This is a genomic window from Streptomyces reniochalinae (genome assembly GCF_003323735.1).
Classification (GTDB): domain Bacteria; phylum Actinomycetota; class Actinomycetes; order Streptomycetales; family Streptomycetaceae; genus Streptomyces; species Streptomyces reniochalinae.
In genome coordinates this window covers 330576-350330 of record NZ_QOIM01000037.1, presented here as the reverse complement: position 1 = coordinate 350330, position 19755 = coordinate 330576, and the positions used below count along the sequence as shown (strand labels likewise).

20 protein-coding genes are annotated in these 19755 nt (G+C 72.8%); 9 read left to right on the top strand and 11 right to left on the bottom strand.

From position 1 onward, the window contains the following. Positions 1-141 precede the first annotated feature (141 nt). Positions 142-429 carry a hypothetical protein gene (locus tag DQ392_RS19415; RefSeq protein ID WP_114016885.1) on the bottom strand — a complete coding sequence of 96 codons (288 nt, stop codon included), beginning with the start codon at positions 427-429 and terminating at the stop codon, positions 142-144. 324 nt (positions 430-753) lie between these two features. Here DQ392_RS19415 and DQ392_RS19410 point away from each other — a divergent pair, with 324 nt between their 5' ends. Next, the gene (locus DQ392_RS19410) at positions 754-1650 is read left to right on the top strand and encodes a DUF72 domain-containing protein (protein WP_114016884.1); all 897 of its coding nucleotides are present in this window, start codon (positions 754-756) and stop codon (positions 1648-1650) included. A 50-nt stretch (positions 1651-1700) separates the two neighbouring features. Here the strand turns inward: DQ392_RS19410 and DQ392_RS19405 are convergent, their stop codons facing one another. Then, positions 1701-4049, bottom strand: a complete 2349-nt coding sequence (locus DQ392_RS19405; RefSeq protein WP_114016883.1) for an FUSC family protein — start codon at positions 4047-4049, stop codon at positions 1701-1703. A 203-nt stretch (positions 4050-4252) separates the two neighbouring features. Then, a complete protein-coding gene (locus tag DQ392_RS19400) occupies positions 4253-5044 on the bottom strand; it encodes an Fpg/Nei family DNA glycosylase (protein ID WP_114016882.1) in 792 nt (263 codons plus the stop codon). A 228-nt stretch (positions 5045-5272) separates the two neighbouring features. Here DQ392_RS19400 and DQ392_RS19395 point away from each other — a divergent pair, with 228 nt between their 5' ends. The 4 genes from DQ392_RS19395 (at position 5273) to DQ392_RS19380 (ending at position 10186) form a co-directional block, all read left to right on the top strand. Further along, a complete protein-coding gene (locus tag DQ392_RS19395; RefSeq protein WP_114016881.1) occupies positions 5273-6475 on the top strand; it encodes an NAD(P)-binding protein in 1203 nt (400 codons plus the stop codon). A 241-nt stretch (positions 6476-6716) separates the two neighbouring features. Next, on the top strand, positions 6717-7250 hold the full coding sequence (locus DQ392_RS19390) for a WXG100 family type VII secretion target (protein ID WP_114016880.1): 534 nt from the start codon (positions 6717-6719) through the stop codon (positions 7248-7250). A gap of 9 nt (positions 7251-7259) precedes the next feature. Next, positions 7260-9584, top strand: coding sequence for a hypothetical protein (locus DQ392_RS19385; protein WP_114016879.1), 2325 nt, complete (start codon positions 7260-7262; stop codon positions 9582-9584). An 11-nt stretch (positions 9585-9595) separates the two neighbouring features. Next, positions 9596-10186 carry a hypothetical protein gene (locus tag DQ392_RS19380; RefSeq protein ID WP_114016878.1) on the top strand — a complete coding sequence of 197 codons (591 nt, stop codon included), beginning with the start codon at positions 9596-9598 and terminating at the stop codon, positions 10184-10186. Between the two features lie 33 nt (positions 10187-10219). On the opposite strand, the gene DQ392_RS19375 is transcribed toward DQ392_RS19380, so the two are convergent. The 6 genes from DQ392_RS19375 to DQ392_RS19350 form a co-directional block, all read right to left on the bottom strand. Further along, complete coding sequence (locus DQ392_RS19375) at positions 10220-12292, bottom strand: xanthine dehydrogenase family protein molybdopterin-binding subunit (RefSeq protein ID WP_114016877.1); 2073 nt, start codon at positions 12290-12292, stop codon at positions 10220-10222. 5 nt (positions 12293-12297) lie between these two features. After that, positions 12298-13305, bottom strand: a complete 1008-nt coding sequence (locus DQ392_RS19370) for an FAD binding domain-containing protein (RefSeq protein WP_114016876.1) — start codon at positions 13303-13305, stop codon at positions 12298-12300. Continuing rightward, the gene (locus tag DQ392_RS19365; protein ID WP_114016875.1) at positions 13302-13901 is read right to left on the bottom strand and encodes a 2Fe-2S iron-sulfur cluster-binding protein; all 600 of its coding nucleotides are present in this window, start codon (positions 13899-13901) and stop codon (positions 13302-13304) included. Before DQ392_RS19365 ends, DQ392_RS19370 begins: the two co-directional genes overlap by 4 nt. Positions 13902-14004: 103 nt before the next feature. Then, entirely contained in the window at positions 14005-14517 is a 513-nt protein-coding gene (locus DQ392_RS19360) for a mycothiol transferase (protein WP_114016937.1), read from the bottom strand. 137 nt (positions 14518-14654) lie between these two features. Further along, complete coding sequence (locus tag DQ392_RS19355) at positions 14655-14822, bottom strand: DUF5670 family protein (protein ID WP_114016874.1); 168 nt, start codon at positions 14820-14822, stop codon at positions 14655-14657. 70 nt (positions 14823-14892) lie between these two features. Next, entirely contained in the window at positions 14893-15348 is a 456-nt protein-coding gene (locus tag DQ392_RS19350) for a DNA-processing protein DprA (RefSeq protein WP_114016873.1), read from the bottom strand. A gap of 187 nt (positions 15349-15535) precedes the next feature. Between DQ392_RS19350 and DQ392_RS19345 the strand changes: the two genes are divergently transcribed. The 3 genes from DQ392_RS19345 to DQ392_RS19335 all read left to right on the top strand — a co-directional run bounded on the left by DQ392_RS19345 (position 15536) and on the right by DQ392_RS19335 (position 17507). Beyond that, positions 15536-16807, top strand: a complete 1272-nt coding sequence (locus DQ392_RS19345; RefSeq protein ID WP_114016872.1) for a helix-turn-helix domain-containing protein — start codon at positions 15536-15538, stop codon at positions 16805-16807. 119 nt (positions 16808-16926) lie between these two features. After that, complete coding sequence (locus tag DQ392_RS19340; RefSeq protein WP_114016871.1) at positions 16927-17316, top strand: hypothetical protein; 390 nt, start codon at positions 16927-16929, stop codon at positions 17314-17316. Further along, entirely contained in the window at positions 17313-17507 is a 195-nt protein-coding gene (locus DQ392_RS19335) for a hypothetical protein (protein WP_114016870.1), read from the top strand. The genes DQ392_RS19340 and DQ392_RS19335 overlap by 4 nt, the downstream gene beginning before the upstream one ends. A gap of 10 nt (positions 17508-17517) precedes the next feature. Here the strand turns inward: DQ392_RS19335 and DQ392_RS19330 are convergent, their stop codons facing one another. Together DQ392_RS19330 and DQ392_RS19325 are read right to left on the bottom strand one after the other, a co-directional pair. Continuing rightward, on the bottom strand, positions 17518-18108 hold the full coding sequence (locus DQ392_RS19330) for a potassium channel family protein (protein ID WP_114016869.1): 591 nt from the start codon (positions 18106-18108) through the stop codon (positions 17518-17520). A gap of 98 nt (positions 18109-18206) precedes the next feature. Continuing rightward, on the bottom strand, positions 18207-18938 hold the full coding sequence (locus tag DQ392_RS19325) for a FadR/GntR family transcriptional regulator (RefSeq protein WP_114016868.1): 732 nt from the start codon (positions 18936-18938) through the stop codon (positions 18207-18209). A 185-nt stretch (positions 18939-19123) separates the two neighbouring features. On the opposite strand from DQ392_RS19325, the gene DQ392_RS19320 reads away from it, so the two are divergent. After that, the gene (locus DQ392_RS19320; RefSeq protein WP_114016867.1) at positions 19124-19720 is read left to right on the top strand and encodes a gluconokinase; all 597 of its coding nucleotides are present in this window, start codon (positions 19124-19126) and stop codon (positions 19718-19720) included. Positions 19721-19755 lie beyond the last annotated feature (35 nt).

Here is a 19755-nt window from a genome sequence, read left to right as displayed (position 1 = left end):
GGCTTCCGCCGCCCGGCACGCAACTCGGTTTCGTGCCGCCGGACGGGTGCGGAAAAGTTGGCGCCTCTTGGCTCTTGCCCGTGTATGGAGTTTCCTTGAGGCGTGCGGCCCGACCGCCTCCCGACGGCCGGGCCTCGGGTCTCACGATCGCCTGTGCTGTCCGGCGTCGACGATCGAAGACACCACTGCGCGCAGAGCCCTCGCCACCAAGGCGAGGGCCTCGTTCTGCGTCAGGGTGGCGAGCGCGTCCAGGATCCCGAACGCGACGCGCAACCCCGACCCCCACGAGGTGTTCTCCCGCAGGTACCACCTGCCTGCCGGTGACGTGGAGTCAACGGGCTCGACGGTCCGGGTGCGGCTGCGTACTGCGGCGCGCCCGTGCCGTTCCGTGTCCGCGTCGCGGCTGTCCGGCTGCGGGGCTGGGCACATCGGCGACCTCCTTCGACAGCGACCGCGACCATCGCGAGCTGTCGCGACACGCGCGCGGTGGTCATGCCGCGTCGGAAGCCGTTCGGTGTGTCCGTCCGTCCCGTTGTCCGGGGTGGTGCGTTCACAGTGCTGTCTGCCGTCGCGCTGCCGCAAGGCACCGCAATCAACGTAGCGTCACGGCGGCGGCCCGGCTTCTCCGTCCTCGCCGTCCCCGCCGTTCCCCGCCGTCCCCGCTTTCCTCGCTGCGGCGTCGTCAGCGCCTCCACGGGATCGGGACCGCTGCGGCGGGTCTGCCCGGCAGATGGGTGGGTAACCGGCGGCGGCATGGGCGACATCCTGGTGGGCGCGTGCTCGTGGGCCGATCGCGGACTGGTCGCGAGTGGCTGGTATCCGCCGGGGCGGAGGGACGCCGAGGGGCGGTTGCGGTACTACGCCGAGCGGTTTCCGGTCGTCGAGGTCGACACCACCTACTACGCGCTTCCCCGGGAGCGGAACAGCCGGTTGTGGGCGGAGCGGACACCGGACGGGTTCGTGTTCGACGTGAAGGCGTTCTCGCTGCTCACCGGGCACCCCACGCGGAGTGCGGTGATGCCGGACGGGCTGCCGGCCGAGGCGCGCGACCCGGGGGTGCTGGACGAGGTGTGGGCGCGGTTCGCCGCCGGGATCGCGCCCTTGCGGCGGGCGGAGCGGCTGGGGAGTGTGCTGTTCCAGTTTCCGCCGTGGTTCCGGCCAGGGGAGCGGGCCGAGGCGGTGCTGGCGGCGACCGCCCGGCGGACGGAGGGCTGGCCCGTCGCCGTCGAGTTCCGGCAACCCGCGTGGTGGCACGGGGGGCGGTCGGACGCCACGGCCGCGCTGCTGGAGCGGTACGGCATGACCGCCGTCGCGGTCGACATGAACCAGAGGCTGCCGTCCTCGGTGCCGCCTACGGCGAGCGTCACCTCGTCCCGGCTGTCCGTCGTACGGTTCCACGGGCGCAGCGCCGCCTGGGGCACCGGGAGCAAGGAGGAGCGCTTCCGGTACGCGTACAGCGAGGGCGAACTCGCGGCGTGGCTGCCCCGGTTGCGCGGGCTCGCCGAACGGGCGGGGCAGGTCCACGTCCTGTTCAACAACTGCTGCGGTGACGCGGCGGTGCGGGACGCCGAGACCATGGCGCGGTTGCTCGGGTCTGCCGGCCCGCCACCGACAGCGTCCACCGCACTGCCGGGCGGCGGCGCCCACTAGCGGTCGGAGAGAGCGGGGCGCCCACGAGCGGTCAGAGTGAAGGGAGGGGCTCACGCGGGGGCGTGCGCCGCGTGACGTGCGTGGCGGGCGCGGCCCCCGGGGCTCCTGGGGCGGCCTGCGTGTCCCCCGGGGCGACGCACGTCGCTCCGGGGATCGCGTTCGGGGCCGCTGGGCGGTGTGAGGTCCGCGGTGAGGGTCTCCAGGGCGAGGACCGTGCGCAGGCAGGTGGCGAGCGCCCTGGCCCGGGGCGTGGAGACGGTGCCGGGGTCGGCGCGGTCGACCACCCAGGCGAGTCCGCTCTTCGCGGACAGTTCGGTGAACAGCGCGCGCAGCTGTCCGGGGCGTACGGCCTCTCCGTTCGCCGCCAGCGCCTCCAGGGCGGCGAGGTGGCCGTGCAGCGGGGTGGCGAACTCGGCGAGTTCGGGGACGGCTTCGGTGCTGTCCGCCGGCAGGTGTTCGGTCAGCAGTGCGGTGCAGCGGGTCACGGCGAAGACGGACGAGGTGACGCGGGTCAGCTCGGCGGCGCTCCAGCGTGCCCGGTGGCCGCGCGGCTCGTGGGGCAGGTGGCCGATGGCGGACTCCAGCTCCTCGCGGGCGCGCCGGGCGGCGCCGCGCAGTTGCTCCAGTGCGGCCCGGTCGGTGGCGGCGGCGTCCGTGTAGCCGGTCAGCAGGACGGGCAGCAGGCGTTGTTGCGTCCGCAGCCAGCGCGCGAGCAGGTCGGGGATGCGGTGGTGGTGCCAGGTGGGCAGCAGCAGGAAGATCACCAGGGCGATGACCGCGCCGAGCACGGTGTCGGCCGGGCGCCCCCACGCCACCAGGTTCTGCGCCGTCCCCATCTGGTGCAGGAGGAAGACGATCCACGCCGTCAGGACGAGGTTCAGCATGTGCTGGCCCGTACGCAGGACGACGAAGGTCACGGCGGCGAAGGCGACGGTGGCGAGCGCGAGCGCGCCGTGCGACCAGGAGAACTGGAGCAGTCCCCAGGCGAGGAACCCTCCCGCGATGGAGCCGACGGGGCGGCTCCAGCCGCGCGCGAACGTGTGCTGGTAGTCGGGGAAGAGGACGAGCATCGTCGTCAGCGCCGCCCAGAATCCGTGCGCGGGCAGGCCGTGTCCCCAAAAGTCGCCGAGGGCGCGGCCCGCCGCCTCTCCGACGGTGGTGCCGATGCCGACCCGGAGGGCGTGCCGCAGCAGCGGCGCCCCCGTGAGCCGGGGGCTGAGTTCCGCCGTGAGGCGGCGGAGCCCGCCCCGCGTCAGCCCCTCGGGCCGGTAGAGGGCGGGGATCTCCTCGTGCGGTGCCGCGGAGGCGGAGGCCGGGGCAGAGGCCGGGACCGGTACCCGGGCCGTTGCCGCGACCGGGGCCGGACCGCTGTCGTACGGGTCCGCCGCAGCGCGCGGAGCGACGGCCGCCGGGTCCGGCTGGGCGGCGCCGCCTGACGCGTCCGTCACCGCGAGGACGGCCAGCCGTCGGGCTTCCGCGAGGCGGGCGCGCAGGGTGTCGGCGAGCGGGCCCTGCCAGTCGTGGAGGGCGGAAGGACCGGGGACGGCAGGGGCCGCCGCCGCTGACCGGGGGCGCCGGCCGGTGGCGATCGTGCCGGCGAGCCCGTCGAGAGTGTCGGCCAGGGCGTCGTAGGGCACGTCGCGGGCGCCTTGGGCCGCGTACAGGGCGCGGCGGACGCGTTCGGCCTCGCCGAGCAGCCCGAACAGCGGTGCGGCGGCGGGGCGGGCGTACGGCGGGAGGAGGCCGAGTGCCGTGCGGGCGGCGGAGAAGGGGGCAGGGGAGACGCTCGCAGCGGCGCCCTCGTGGCCGGCGGCGGCGCCCTCGCGGCGGGCGTAGTCGGCCAGCGACGCGTACACGTCGGCCAGCTTGCGGCGCTGCGCCGCGTGGCGGCGGCCGTACGGCGGCAGCAGCTGGACGAGGACGACGAGTCCTGATCCCGCGGCGATCCACTCGACCATCTCCAGGCCCGCGTCGATGCCGGGCGAGACGTCGGCGGTGATCAGCATGCCGATGACGACGAGGCAGGCGCGGATTCCGGGTGCGGCGCCCAGGGCTCGCCACAGGCCGGCGAGGAAGGCGGCGACGGCCAGGGCGATGAGGAAGTACCAGCCGGCCGGCTGGAGGAAGACTCCCAGCGTCGTGGCGCCGCTGAAGGCGACCGCCATCACCACGGCGTTGACGAGGCGGTGCCGCAGGGGGGCGAGGAGGGTGCCGATGCCGCAGATGAAGGCGCCGACGCTCATCATCGTGGTGGCGAGGAGGTCGTCGCGCGCCCAGCCGAGTGCGGCTCCGATGGCGACGGCGAGTACGGCGCGGCCGATGGCCCAGGGGTCGGCGAAGACCCGTTCCGTGTGGAAGCCCTTGCGTACGGTGTGTGCGAGCGATGCCGTCCAGGCCAATCCGGGTCACATCCTCCGTTCTCGTCGGCCGTCCCGTTCCCGCTGCTGTGGGCTGCCGCGACGACGATCTATTTGTATTGTACACCTATACGAATGGGGGAGGGGACGAGCGCTGTCTGCCGAGGCACGGTGAACCCTCCCGGCGCACGCACACGCGCCCCGGTCCGGACCGAACCCGGCCCCGGACCCGGACCCGGACCGGTTCAGTCCGGGGCCGGCTGGCAGTGCGGGCACCAGTACGTCGTACGTCCCGCCGTGCGGCCCGAGCGCAGGCGCGTGCCGCAGCGGGGGCAGGGCGCCCCCGGGTCCGGAGCGTCGCGGTGGCCGGTCAGCCAGTCGTCGCGCGGCGGCACCTGCGCGGCACGCACCGAGGTACGGAGCACCCGGCGCATCGTGCGGTACAGCTCAGCGCGCTCGCCGTCGGTGAGGGAGCCGGTGGAGCGGGAAGGGTGCAGCCTGGCCTGCCACAGGATCTCGTCCGCCAGCAGGTTGCCGAGGCCGGCGAGGAGCGACTGGTCGGTCAGGGCGGCCTTCAGCCCGCCGCGGCGTCCGGTGAGCGCCGCGTCGAAGTCGGCGCGGGAGACCGCGAGCGCGTCGGGTCCCTGCTCGTCGAGGAGGCGGGCGGCCTCCGGGTCGCCGGCGAGCCACAGGCCCTTGAGCTTGCGCTGATCGCGGTAGCGCAGTTGCCGGGAGCCGGCGAGGGTGAACAGCACACGATCGTGTGCGTGCGGGGCGTCGCCGGCGTGTGCGCACACCAGCCGCCCGGTCATGCCGAAGTGGAACTGGAGGGTCGGCCCGCCGGTGTGGGCCAGCAGCCACTTGCCGTGCCGCTCGGGCTCGGTGAACCTGCGCCCCTCCAGGTCGTGGCTCAGCCGCCCCGCTCCGACCCCGTGGAGCACCCCCGCGTCCCGTACGTCGACCTGCTCGATCGTCCGGCCCCGCGCGCAGTCGGCCAGGACCCTGCGGAAGCCTTCGACGTCGGGGAGCTCGGGCATCGCTGTCACACCTCGCTGATAGGCGACGCGTCCTGGTCTCCAGCCTAGGAGGACGGACGGCGCCCCGCGCGGGCTCGGCCCTGGCACCGGCGGAGCGGCGGCGTGTCACATCCAAAGCGGCCTCGTGCGTCGGAACGCTCGGAACGCTCGGAACGCTCGGAACGAGCGGGAACGGTGTGAGCGGGCCGGTGCGACAAAGACCGGCTCCGTCGAGAGCAGGAGTATCCGATGGGTGACGTCGCGGATCGCGGGCGGCTGACCGTCGTCGGCGGTGGTTTCGGCGGGCTGACCGCCGCACTGTGCGCGCGGGAGGCCGGGGCCGAGGTCACGGTGTACGAGGCGCGGCACCGCCTCGGCGGGCGGGCGGGTACGGCCGAGGGCCCCTACCGCACCAACGAGGGACCGCACGCGCTCTACAACGGCGGCCCGCACTGGCGCTGGCTCGCCCGGCGCGGCCTGCTGCCGCCCATGGCGCGGGTGCCGGTGAGGGAGGGGCTGCGCATGCGCTACCACCACGACGGCGCCCTGCACCGGATGCCGCCGCCGTCCCTGGTGCGGCTGCGGCGCAGGCGTCACGCCCCCGTCGGGGTGCCGTACCTGGCGTGGGCGGCCGGACAGCTCGGGGAGGAGACGGCGCGGGCGGCCGCGAACTTCGCCGCCGTCGCCACGTTCCATCACGCGCCCGGCGAGCTGTCCGCCGCGTTCACGCAGGAGCGGATGCGGCGCGCCTCCAAGCTGCCGCCCGAGGCGCACTATCCGCGCGGCGGCTGGGCCTCGCTGGTGGCGCGGATGGCGCAGCGGGCGCGGGAGTCGGGCGTACGCGTCGAGACGGGGGCGCGTATCGACGCCGGAGCGCTCGCCGAGGCACGGCGGAGCGGACCCGTGGTGCTCGCCACCTCCCTGGCGGCGGCCCGCGGACTGCTGGGCGATCCCTCGCTGAGCTGGCCGAGCGGGCGGACGGCCCTGCTGGACCTGGTGCTGGAGGCCCGCGGGGGCGACGCGTTCGTCCTCTCGGACCTGGACGCGCCGGGCTGGATCGAGCGGTTCACGGCTGCCGACCGGTCACTGGCGCCGGCCGGGCGGTCCCTGATCCAGGCCCAGTTCCCGCTGGCACCCGACGAGCCCCGCGCCGCCGCGCTGAGCCGCGGCGAGCACCTGCTCGACCTCGGCTTCGCGCGGTGGCGCGACCGCGTCGTCCAGCGGACGGAAGCGACCGCCGCCGGACGGACCGGCGCCGTGGACCCGCCGGGAACGTGCTGGCGCGACCGCCCCGCCATCGACCGCGGCGACGGCCTCTACCTGGTGGGCGACCAGGTGGCCTCCCCCGGCGTCCTCAGCGAGGTCTCCTTCACGAGCGCGCGGGAGGCGGTACGGCTGGCACTGGGCGCGCACGCGGCGCCGGGAACACCCGGCGGCCCGCGCGGAAGGTGAGGCCGGATTCTGATCGCGAGACAGCGGGCGCGGTACGCGGGCGCAGGCTCGAACCCGCGCGGCACCACGGTCGGTCACCGGCACCCGGCGACCGGTTTGCCGAGCCGGCGTCAAGGAAGAACTGCACGTGTGCGGGCCTCGAATCGCGGGGAGGCGTCATCGCCGCGTCTCTTATAGGTTCTTTCGAAGACAGGTTCTTCCGAAGAACACGGAAGTCCATCGAGGGAAGCGGGGGGAACACATGTCCTTCGGGCAGGAATGGGCAGGCTTGGTCGCCGACGCCCGCTCGCGGCAGTCCACTTCGATGCAGCTGAACGGCGCAGGCGACGGCGACAAGGGTGGCGGCGGAAAGGGCGGCGAGAAGGGCCTCAACGTCTCCGCGGAGGTGCTCCGCACGTTCGCGGGCAAGGCGGACACGGTCAGTGACGACTTCCAGAAGACGGACAACGAGACCATGCGGGAGACCGAGCAAGTGCCGGGCTCCTTGAAGGGGTTCGCCAGCGACGAGGCGTTCAAGGATTTCCAGAAGCTCTGGCGCGAGCAGATGAAGTACTTGGACGGCCTCTACACCGGAGTCGCCAAGGCACTCAGGTCGGCTGCCACCTCCTTCAAGGCGGAGGATGTACGGCGCAAGGCGGAGATCGACAAGGTGGTGCCCTCCGGGGTGAAGCCGATCCAGGGGCCGCTGTACCACCCCTATGCCAATGGGACGACAGAGCCGATGCCCGGCCCGTACATTCCCCGGACGGTCGACGGCGACAAGCCCGACTTCTAGGGAGCAACGATGACAACCCCTCCTGAGCTCGAGTACACCGCGATCCGCGACGCCAATCTGGAGCCGCTGCGGGAGGCTGCCAAGAAGTGGCAGAAGCTCCCCGGCAAAATCGATGGCGTCGCCATCTCCTTCAGCCGCACCGTGTCCAGCCCGCTGGAGAGGTCCGGCTGGTACGGCGAGACGGCGAGCGCAGCGTTCAAGAAGTTCGGCGGCGTGCGCCGGCAGATGTCCGAGGCCGCGGGACTCGCGGCCAAGATCAGCACCAATATGTCGGAGGCCCTCGCGACGTTCGAGTTCTCCCAGGAGGAGATCCGCGGCATCGAGAAGGCCGTGACCGCCGAGCCCAAGGACGGAAGCAAGAACTACCTGAAGCTCGACGAGGCCAAGGGCACCGTCTCCATCCTCCCGGGCCACAAGGACGACATACCCGACTTCGACAAGCTCCAGCAGAAGGTCGACGAGTGCAACCGCCGCATCCGCGAGGCGATCTCCGACGCCAGCAAGGCTGACCACGCGCTGAAGACCGTTCTCCAGATCGACCCGCCGGGCAAGGGCTTCAACGACGACATCGCCGGTCACCTCGTCGACGTCAGGAAAGAGACGAAGGAGGACGTCGACGCCCTGCTGAAACTGGCCGGCGACGACGACCTCAAAAAGGACCCGAAACTCCTCGCCAAGTTCAACGGCATCCTGGCCAAGAACGCCCACAACGCCGACTTCGCCGAGCAGTTCGCCACCCGCAAGGGCGCGAAGGGCATCCTGGACTTCTGGTACAAGACAGCTCAGCCCGAGTACGACGACGGGCCGTTCAGCGAGCCCAAGAAGCGCCCGCAAGGGGTCACCAAGCAGCTCGCGGCGCTCCAGGACAACCTGGGGGACACCCTGGCGCTGGCCAGCCACTCCGACTCCCCGGGCATGGCCAAGTGGAAGAACGACGTCCTGGACCTCGGCTACAAGAGGATGGGCCCGTCAGCTGGTGCCTACAACGCGGAGCCGCCCTACGGCTTCCAGGTGATGAGCAACCTCATGCGCACCGGGAAGTGGGACTCGGACTTCCTGCACGACTACGGCGAGAAACTCATCGAGACGGACAAGAAGGCGTTCACCGGCCCCGGCGGGCGCGAGGAGGACCAAGGTCACCGCAAGTGGCTGAGCAACGGGCGGATGCCCAACGACTTCCTCAACATCGGTGAGAAGAACGACAAGGGCGAGGACCCCTTCACGGGCTACCTGGAAGCGCTCGGTCACAACGCCGGGGCCTCGACCGACTTCTTCAACGACAAGGACAACTTCGACTACCTGCTCCGCGAGCGCACGTGGCTGCCGGACGGGGAACCGACCGGAGACGGCTCGAACAAGGGAGCCACGGGCCCCCGCGAAGCCCTCGGACACGCCCTCACCTCGGCGACGACAGGCCACGACTGGGATGCTCAGCTCCCGCTCAACCCGTCCCACACCAAGGACGAGGCGCACGTCATGCAGCAGCTCATCAAGGGCGTCGCAGCGGAGGACAACGGCATCAAGCTCGCTCCCGGCATGCACGACCCGCTGGGAAGGGCGGCTGCCGAGTACACCCCCGACCTCTTCCGCGCGCTGCACGACGGGTCGGGAGACGAGCAGCTGTTCCCCATGTCCGGCGAGCAGGCCAAGGTGAGCCATCTCGACGCCACCAAGTTCCTTCTGGGTCTCGGCCAGGACCCGGAGGCCAACGCCGCGATGACTCACGGTCAGAAGAAGTACACCGCGGAGGCGCTCGAGCACGCGCTGACCACCGATATCAAGTACGACGCCTCCCCCAAGGAGACCGTGCAGCAGATCCTGCGCACCTCCGGTGAGACGACCGGCACGCTGACCATCGGCCGGCAGGAGGCCGTGATCAGCAGGGCCATCGCGGAAGACGCGGCGTTCGAGAAGCAGACCCTCAGCGCCAGGCTCTGGGGCAACACCGGGTTCGGCAGCGCCGTGACAGCCGCGACCGCCTATGCGAAGTGGTTCCCCAACCCGGTGGTGGGTGCCACGGTCGGTGCACTGACCGTGGGCGCCGAAGGAGCGATGGCCAACGACATCGACGCGGGACTCTCCCACAACGAGGGAGCCGAGAAGGCCGCCTACGCCGGACGGCTGTACAACCAGGAACGCGAGCAGGACATCAAGACGAACGAAGCGATCCTGGCGGCCATCCAGAAGCACCGCGGCGTCGACACGTCAGTAGCCTGGGCGAACACCTTCACCTACGAGGGCTTCGGCCTGGCGAAGGACAGCGTGGAAAGCAGCGCCGCCCACCTTTCGTCCATGGACCAGGTCAAGAGCCTCCCCGCAGATCGACCGGACTGATGACAGGACGTATGCCTTCGAAACGCCTGCTCCGCGACACCCTGCTCACCGTCCTCGCCGTGGCTCTGGTCGCGGCGGGGGTGGCAGGCGGGGCCCTCTGGCAACGGAAGGAGCCCAAGAAGTTCTCCGAGGTGTCCGCGGACACCTGTCACACGGTTCTCCTCGGCCTGTCCGCATCGGTGCTGGACCGCGTGGTCCCCACGTCCCACGACGTGAGCGGCTGGCAGAAAGTGACGCGGAAGAAGGGTGAGTACAGCTCGCTCTGCCGCATCGACGCCGACGGGGAGCGTGCCCTGCAAGTGAGCGTCAAGCAGCGGAACGCCGCCTCCCCGCTCGACCGCATCACCTCCGACCCGGTGCGGAAGGTGTCCGGCTTCAAGGAGAGCTGGTCCACACAGAGCGGGGCCGCAGCCGCCCTGCCGTGCACCGAGGAGAAGAAGCCGGACGAGAACACCGAACTGCACGTGACGGTGGAGTCCTTCGCCAAGAAGGGTCAGGACGTCCGCAAGGACCTGGAGCGAATCCTCAAGGCCGCGGCCAAGACCAACCATCGCCTGGCCTGCTACGCCGCCCCCATGGAGGACGGCTCGGCCTACGACTGAGGACAGCGCCGCGCCGACCGAGCCGCCAAGCCCTCACCCCAGCACCCCCACCCGGTCGGGCGTCAGCGGAAGGTCGCGGAGACGCCGTCCCGTGGCGTGGTGCACGGCGTTGGCGATCGCGGCGGGGGAGCCGACAATGCCGATCTCGCCGATGCCCTTGCCGCCGACCGGGTTGAGGTGCGGATCGTGCTCCTCGATCCAGTGCGCGTCGATGTCGGGGACGTCCGCGTTCGCGGGGACGTGGTAACTCGCCAGGTCCTTCTGGACGAAACCGCCGAGCCGGGCGTCGAGGCTGCTGTGCTCGGTCAGCGCCATGCCCAGCCCCATCGTCATGCCGCCGATGAACTGGGAGCGCGCCGTACGGGCGTTGAGAATGCGTCCCGCGGCGAAGACGCCCAGCATCCTGCGTACCCGCACCTCGCCGGTGACCGTGTCGGCGGAGACCTCGGCGAAGATCGCGCCGAAGGCGTGCCGCGCGTAGTCCTCCTGCGCCTCCACGTCCGAGGTGGTGTCGACGGTGACGATGCTGCCGTCCGACTCGCGCAGCTCACGGCACGCCTTGTGCACGGCCCAGCCCCAGGAGGCGGTACCGGAGGAGCCGCCGGCCAGCGGCGCCTGCGGCAGGTCGCTGCTGCCGACGTCGATACGGACGGCGTCCAGCGCGACGCCCAGCTCCTGGGCCGCGACCTGGGCCAGCACGGTGCGCGCTCCGGTACCGATGTCGGTGGCGTTGACCCGCACGTGGTAGGTGCCGTCGCCCATGGACTGCACCGAAGCGGTGGAGGGGGCGACGATCACCGGATAGGTGGAGGCGGCCACGCCGGTGCCCAGCAGCAGGTCCCCCTCGCGCCGGGCGGCCGGGCGCGGATCGCGGCGCTCCCAGCCGAAGCGGCGCGCGCCCTCGCGCAGGCAGTCGGCGAGGTGGTGGCTGCTGAAGGGTTTGCCGCTCTCGGGCTCGGTCTCCGGGATGTTGCGCAGCCGCAGCTCGACCGGGTCGAGGCCGAGGGAGAAGGACAGCTCGTCCATGGCGCACTCCAGCGCGTACATGCCGGGGGCCTCGCCGGGTGCCCGCATCCACGAGGGGGTGGGCACGTCGAGCCGGACCACGCGGTGCCCTGTGCGGATGCCGTCGGCGCCGTACATGACGCGGGAGGGCACGGCGGCCTGCTCCACGAACTCCTTGATGGTGGAGGTGTGGGTGGCCACGTCGTGCTGGAGGGCGGTGAGCGTGCCGTCGTCGCGGGCGCCCAGCCGCAGCCGCTGGACGGTGGGGGCGCGGTGCCCGACGACGGCGGGCATCTCGCGGCGCGGCAGCGCGAGCTTGACGGGGCGTCCGGTGTGCTGGGCGCCCATCGCCGCGAGGACGACGGGGGGACGCGGGGTGCCCTTGGAGCCGAAGCCGCCACCGACGTGTTCGGCGACGACGGTGACCTGCTTCTCCTCGATGTCGAACATGGCGGCGAGCACCTGGCAGACCGTGCTGGCGCCCTGGCTGGAGTCGTAGGCGATCAGGTGCCCGGCCTCCCACAGCGCGGTGGAGGCGTGCGGCTCCATGGGGTGGTTGTGCAGCGGGGTGATGCCGTAGGTGGCGTCCAGTTGGTGCGGGGCCGCCGCGTACGCGCTCTCGAAGTCGCCGCTGTGCTGGTCGCCCGGGTAACCCCCGTTGGCCCACTCCGGGTGGTACAGGTCGGGGTGGTCGGCAGCGACGAGCACGTCGTGCGGCTCTTCGTCGTAGCCGACGCGGACGGTCCGCGCCATCTCGCGCGCCGCCTCCAGCGTCTCGGCGACGGCCAGCGCCACGTACCAGCCGCGGTGCGGCACCCGGTCGTTCTGCAACAGGAAGAGCGTGGGGTCGTCGGGCTCGACCAGGCGCGGCGCGTTCTCGTGGGTGAGGACGGCCAGCGCGCCGGGGATCGCCAGCGCCTCCCCGTCCTCGATGCCGGTGACCCGGCCGTGCGCCACGGTCGCGGCCACCGGCCAGCCGTAGGCGCAGGCCGGCGGCGTGTGCTCGGTGGCGTAGCGCGCGGTCCCGGTGACCTTGGCCCGGCCCTCGCGGCGCAGTGCGGGCGCCCCCAGGACGCCCTCGGTGGTCTCGGTCACGGCCATCGTCCTCACGTCCCTGCGGGGCTGGTCGGGTTCTCGGCGAGACGGGTGAAGAGGGTGACCGCCAGGCTGCGGGCCAGCGGCACCTTGAAGGCGTTCTCGGACAGCGGCCTGGCCGCCGCCAGTTCCGCGTCCACGGCGCGCCCCACGCTCTGGGCGTCGGCCCGCGCGCCGATCAGCGCCTCCTCGGCCCTGCGGGCCCGCCACGGCCGGTGCGCCAGCCCGCCGAAGGCCAGCGCGGCGTGCCGGACGGTGCCGCCTTCGTCCACGGCCAGTACCGCGGCGGCGGAGGCCAGCGCGAACGCGTACGAGGCGCGGTCGCGCGCCTTGCGGTAGGCGGCGCGCGCCCCCTCGGGCGGCGGCCCCAGCGTCACGTGGGAGATCAGCTCACCGGGGCGCAGCACCGTGTCCTGCTCGGGGGTGTCGCCGGGCAGCCGGTGGAACTCGGCGGCCGGCACCGTCCGCGCCCCCTCGGGGCCCAGCACCTCGACCTCGGCGTCGTAGGCGGCCATCGCCACGGCCATGTCGGAGGGGTGGGTGGCCACGCAGTGCTCCGAGTACCCCAGCACCGCCATGTCGCGGTTGGCGCCCTCGCGCGCCGAGCAGCCGGTGCCGGGCTCGCGCTTGTTGCAGGGCGCCGAGGTGTCCTGGAAGTAGGGGCAGCGGGTGCGCTGGAGGAGGTTTCCGCCGGTCGTGGCCAGGTTGCGCAGCTGGCCCGAAGCGCCGGCCAGCAGCGCCTGCGAGAGCGCCGGATACGTGCGGCAGACCGCCGGGTGCGCGGCCAGGTCGCTGTTGCGCACGTTCGCGCCGATCCGCAGGCCGCCCTCCTGGGTCGTCGCCACCTCGTTCAGCGGCAGCCTGGAGACGTCGATCAAGTGCTCGGGCGTCTCGACGCCGAGCTTCATCAGGTCCACCAGGTTGGTGCCGCCCGCCAGATAGCGGGCGCGGGGCTGGGCGGCGAACGCGGAGACGGCCTGCTCGGGGCTGGCGGCCCGCTCGAAGGTGAAGGGCCTCACGCCGGCACCTCGCTGCCACGCGGGGCCCGCTGGGCCCGCTGGGCCTGGCTGCCGTCCTCGGCCACGTCCTCCAGCGCCTCCACGATGTGCGGGTAGGCGCCGCAGCGGCAGATGTTGCCGCTCATGCGTTCGCGGATCTCGTCGCGGTTCAGCCGCGCCGGCGCCCCGGTGGAGTGGCCGAGCGCCTCGGCGGGCGTCGCGTGCGACGGATGGCCCTCGGCCGCCTCGCACAGCATGCCGACGCCCGAGACGATCTGTCCCGGCGTGCAGTAACCGCACTGGAAGGCGTCACGCTCGTGGAACGCCTGCTGGAGCGGGTGCGGGCGCTCCTCGTCGCCCAGGCCCTCGACGGTGGTGACGTGCGCGCCGTCGTGGGCCACCGCCAGCAACAGGCAGCTGTTGGCGCGGCGCCCCTCCAACAGCACCGTGCAGGCGCCGCACTGACCGTGGTCGCAGCCCTTCTTGCTGCCGGTGAGATCCAGGTGTTCACGCAGCACGTCCAGGAGGGTGGCGCGGTGGTCGACGGTGACGGCGTGCGCGGTGTCGTTGACGTGCAGGGTGAGGGTCGAGCTGGTCGCGGTGCGCTGGGGGATCACGGGGCGCGCCTCTCTTCTGCTCTTGTCTGTCGCTCGGTTCTGCGCTTGTCTGTCGCTCGGTGTCTTCCGCCGTCGTCGTACTCCCGGCGGCCGGGTGCGGCCGTCAGCCGCGACGCTCCAGCACGCCGCGCAGGAAGGCCGCCTGCCCGACGTGCTGCATCGTGTCGCCGATGACGCTCACGAGGCGTACCCCGAGGGAGACCGGCGGGTCCCACGCGTCATCGACGATCCGGCCCAGCGACTGGGAACTCAAAGTGCCCAGATACTCGCGAGTGCGCTGGTGGACGGCGTCGTGGTAGGCGATCAGAGGCTCCGGCGAATCCACCCGTACGGCCGCCACGTCCTCGGGCGAGTGGCCGAAACCCGTGTCGTCCGCGTCGAGGGGCAGCCCGAACCGCTCCTCGAACCCCTGTGCGTGCCAGACCTGCTCGCTGCCCGCGGCGTCCGCGACGTGGTCGTCCTGCACCCGCGTCAGGTGCCAGACCAGCCAGGCGACGGTGTTCGCGCCCGGATCGATCCGCTCGGTCAGATACGTGTTCCGGATGCCGTCGAGCGCGGCGTGGACCTCGCCGTTCACCCTCGTGAAGGCATCGTCGAGAAGGGCGGTTGTATCCATGTTCGCGACCTTACGACGCGTCATACGTGCGGCATACCTTTTGCCCCGGCCCTGCCGGACCGCCCCGTCCCGGTGACGGGACGGGGCGGGCGGCCCGGCGGGCCGGTAGCTCAGCGCTCCTCAGCGCTCCACGGGCGCTACCAGCGGTACCAGCGGCCGCGCCGTCCTCCCGTCGTGGGCCGGACGACGAAGCCCAGCAGCCAGACCACGAGCACGATCACCGCGATCCACCACAGCGCCTTGAGCGCGAACCCCGCGCCGAACAGCAGCAGGGCGAGCAACAGCACGAGCAGCAACGGTCCCATGTCTATCCACCTCCGCGGCCCGAGTGCCCCGCCTCCCCCACGCCATGCACTCCGCCGCCCGGAACGCGTACTAGATCGGCACGATCAGGCGGGCCTTGTCCTGGCGGGCCGCGTAGTCGAGGGTCTGCCACGTACCGGAGACGGTGCTGGTGCCGACGGGGAAACCGATGACGAGTTCGGAGCGGTCCACCATCCACCGGTTCCGCGCCAGATACGCGGCGTCGTCCAGCGGCTCGGCACCCAACTCGACCAGCTCCGCGACACGGTCCCCGGCCCGGGCGACCGCGTGCCGCGCCTCGGGCGGCTGCTGGTCGAGAACGCCGGGCACCACAACGGTGATCCGGGCCGGCGTCTGCGCAGCCAGCCACGCCAGAGCGAGGCTGTCGATGCCGCGGGCACCGCCGAGATGGAAGTGCGCCTCCGGCCCGAAGGGGGCCAGGTAGTGCGCGAAGAGCCGCGCGTAGTGGGCGGGGTCCCGGTGCCCCGTCGTCCGGGCCCCGGTGATGGTCACGGTGCGCATCGTCATCGGCTCTGCTCCGACTCGCCTGGCAGGGACGGCCATCCACCCGTCAGCGATCCACTCGCACGGCCACCCGCATCCTTCCATGAGGGCACCCCGAGTGGCCCGTCACCCGACGCACGACCTCTCGATTCGCCCGTGGCCGGGTCAGGGGGATGGGCGTACCGTTCCGGTATCGAGGAATGGAGGCCACATGCCGTCCCAGAAGCCCGAGTTCGCAGCAGGGGGCCTCAGCGTCGGTGACCGCGTGCGGGCGCTTCGTGAGGCCCGGGGGATGACGCGGGCCGTGCTCGCCGGACTGTGCGGCCGGGGCCCGGACTGGCTGAAGAAGATCGAGGCCGGGGAGCGGGACCTGGACTCCTACACCCTCCTGCTCCGGCTCGCCGCCGCGCTCCAGCTCTCCGATCTGTCGGCGCTCACCGGCGCCGAAGGCATTGCCCAGCCGGTGCCGCTGGGTCGGCTCAGCCACCCGGCGATGCCGGAGATCTGGTCGGCCGTCATGTTGCGCGGCGTCGTACCTGAGGGGACGCCCCCGGAGGGTGTCGATGTCGCCGCCCTCCGGGGACGTGTCGACCAGACGTGGCGGCTGTGGCACACCTCGGCCCGCAACCGTACGGAGGTCGGGGCGCTGCTGCCCGCGCTGATCCGCGATGCCGAGACGGCCGCGCGGTCGGCCAACGGGGCGGGCCGGCGCCGACCGGCGCTGGTGGCGCTGTCGGACACGTACCGGCTGGTCGGCCAGGCGACGGCCTACGTGGCCCCGGCGGAGCTGGCATGGGTCGTCGCCGACCGGGCGCTCGCGGCGGCGCGGCAGGCGGACGATCCCGTGGCGATCGCGGCGGCCGCGTGGAACATGGGCAACGTGCTGCGGGAGACCTCCTACCCGGAGGAGGCGCTGCGCACGGTCACGGAGGCCGCGGAGCTGCTGAGTCCGCACTTGGACGACGCGTCGGAGGGCACGGGGCCGGAACACGAACGGCGCGGCGTCTACGGGGCGCTTCAGCTGCACGCCGCCGTCACCTGCGCGCGGGAAGGGCGCGAGGGCGACGCCTGGCGGTACTGGGACACCGGTGACCGCGCCGCCCGCTCACTTCCCCCGGCCTACGTGCACCCCTCGACCGTCTTCAGCCGGGCGAACGTCCGCTTCCACGCCGTGTCGGTGGCAACCGACCTGCGCACCTGCGGCAAGGCGCTCTCCCTCGCCGACGACATCGACCCGGACACCATGCCGTCCACGGAGCGCAGGGCACGGCTGTGGGTCGAGGTGGCGCGTGGCCACCTCCAGCGCGGCGACGCGACGGCCGCTCTGCACGTCATGCAGAAGGCGCACGCCATCGGCGCGGAGACCGTGCGGTACACGCCTGCGGCACGCACGGCGACGGCCGAGCTCTGGCGCCGGGCGCCCCGTGCGCTGCGTACCGAAGCGGGCGAACTGGCGTCGGCGGTGGGCGTCGCGGTCGCCTGAGGCCACTCAGGCCGGTGTCCGGGACAGGGCGGGACGGGGGGACAGTCTGTACCCCTGCGCCCGCCCCCACCGGCCTACCGTCAGCGGCTCCTGGCGTCACCCGGAAGGAGCCACACCGCATGCACGACACACCGGCCGCGACTCACGTACAGGAATGGTCCCCTCCGTCGCACGCGCCGTTCACGCTCACGCCCGTGGGGGTGTGGTGGGACGCCGTGCGGGTGCCGTGCGGGCGGGGGCGCAGGGCGATCCGGCGGCTGGGGCAGGCGTGCGGTGGGGTCATCGGGGATCCGTACGGCGCGTGGCTGTACTGGCTGGTGGAGCCGCGGGCGGGGGTGGAGTGGGGGTCTGCGGGGGAGGCAGCGTGTCTGTCGGTGGCGTGCTGGCTGCCTGTACCCGCGCGGGACCGTACCGGGCCGCCGGGCCCGTACTGGGCCGTTCCGTACGAGGCGGGCTCCGCGCTGACGGACCCGGAGCGGCTCCGCGAGGCCCTGCGGGGCGAGCGGTGAGCGGCGGGTACTGCCTGCCGTGCGAGCGGTGGCGGGAGGCGACCGTCGTGGTGGCGGTCGTGGAGGTGAACTCGGGTCCGGGCCGCGTCGTGGAGGCGTGTCTGCCGCACGCGCGCGAGTACGCCGCCTATCCGCTGGCCCCGCAGTGGCTGCGGGACGAGCTCGCCGCGCTGGACGCGCCGGAGGGGTAGCGCGGGCCGCTCACGGGGAAGGTCCGTGCTTGTGTTCGCGGCCGCCCGGGGGGCGGCTGGCGGCGGCGCGGCGGAGCTTGCCGGAGAGCGAGGTGGCCGCGGCGGTGAGGAAGACGAGCGTGTAGAGGATCTGGAGGAGGATGACCATTCGCGCGGACTGGCCGCGCGGCTGGATGTCGCCGTAGCTGACGGTCGCCACTGTCAGCAGCGTGAAGTAGAGGGCGTCGAGGCGGGTGCGCAGGCCCTGGAACTCTCCGGGGTGGTGGGACATCACGAAGTAGGCGGAGGAGAAGACCAGGACGGACAGGCACATCAGCGACATCAGCGCGACCACGGTGCCGGGGCGGTCGAACAGGGCGTCCCTCATGTGCTTGAGGAGCAGGGCGGCGATGGCCGTCAGCGCGAGGATCAGCAGGGCCCAGCTCAGTTCCGGGCGCTCGGGGCCCAGCGTCCGTGCGGGCAGCAGGAAGTAGGCGACGAACAGGCCCGCCACCAGCGGCCCCAGCAGCGGCCACGTCCAGCGGGGCCGGTCGGGCGGCGGGACCGGGGACTGGTGGTCGGGGGACCGCCGGTCCTGGGACGGTCCGGGGGGCTGCGCCATGGGGCCATCGTCGACGCGGCGGTCACCTCGCGCGCTCTGGGAGGCGCCGCCCGGGGGACCGACCGGGACCGGTCAGGGGCAGCCGGTCAGGGGCCGGGTCAGGGAGCGAGGACGTCCAGTTCGGCCATCGCGTCCTCGGTGATCGTGCGCATCGCGGCCTCGGCGCGTGCGCCGTCGCGCTCGCGGACGGCTTCGGCGACGTTGACGTGGAGGGTGACGGCTTCTGGGCGTGGGTCGGTGAACATGACGTCGTGGTGGGTGCGCCCGGCCAGCACGGCGGCGACGACGTCCCCGAGGCGGGCGAACATCTCGTTGCGGGAGGCGCGCAGCACGGTGCGGTGGAAGGCGACGTCGTGCACCAGGTAGTTCTCCAGCTGCTGGCCGCGTGAGGTGGCGACCATGCCCAGGGCGTGCTCGGTCAGGCCCGCGCACTCCTCGGGGGTGGCCAGTTCGGCGGCGAGCCGGGCGGCGACGGGCTCGACGGCGGAGCGCAGCACGGTCAGGGAGCGCAGCTGGCGGCCGCGGTCGGTGCCGGCCAGCCGCCAGGTGATCACCTGCGGGTCGTAGACGTCCCACTCCTCGGGCGGCAGCACCGTCACGCCGACCCGCCTGCGGGATTCGACCAGGTGCATGGACTCCAGCACCCGCACCGCCTCCCGGGCGACCGTCCTGGAGACCTCGTAGCGGCTCGCCAGTTCCTCGGTGCGCAGCACCGTGCCGGGCGGGTACTCGCCCGCGGTGATCGAGGGGCCGAGGGAGGCCAGCAGCCGCGCGTGCAGGCCGCGCTCGCGCGCGGGTGTCTCCTCGCGGCCCGCCCCCTGGCTGGTCATGAGTGGCGCTCTCCTCGTCTTCCCCTGCCGTGTGCACGCTCGGCGAGCGCACCGGGACGTTCAGCCTACGTGCTCATCGTCACCCCAATTAAGTATGACTAATTCGTGTCCGACTATTGAATACGTGTGACCTATGAGGTTGAGTGTGCTCGGCGCCGAGGTCGATGAGGACAGCAGTGAGGCCGATGAACACAGCGGGTGAGTCCACGCAGAGCCAAGTCGTGGTCGTCATGGGCGTGGCGGGCACGGGCAAGACGACCGTCGGCCGGCTGCTCGCGGAGGACCTGGACGTTCCCTACGCCGAGGCCGACGCCTTCCACCCGCCGGCCAACGTCGCCAAGATGTCCGCCGGCACCCCCCTGGACGACGCCGACCGTGCCCCCTGGCTGGACGCGATCGGCGCCTGGGCGCACGGCCACGCGGACCGCGGCGGCGTGGTCAGCTGCTCCGCGCTCAAGCGCGCCTACCGCGACCGGCTGCGGGCCGCGGCCCCCCACCTCGTCTTCGTCCACCTCACCGGCGACCGTGCGCTGATCGGCCGCCGCATGGCCGAGCGCGCCGACCACTTCATGCCCGTCGCCCTACTGGACTCCCAGTTCGCGACGCTCGAACCCCTCCAGGCCGACGAGCGGGGCGTGTCCGTCTCCGTCGCCCCGGGGCCGCGGGCCGTCGCCCGGCGTGCCCTGGCCGCACTGCGGCCGGGGCACGCGCCTGTCCCCTCGCCCGTGGCCACCCCCGAGGCCACGGGCGAGGCCCCCACCGGGGCCGCGTCGCACGCCTGACCCCGGTCCCCGCACCCCCGCCCCCTCCCCACCCC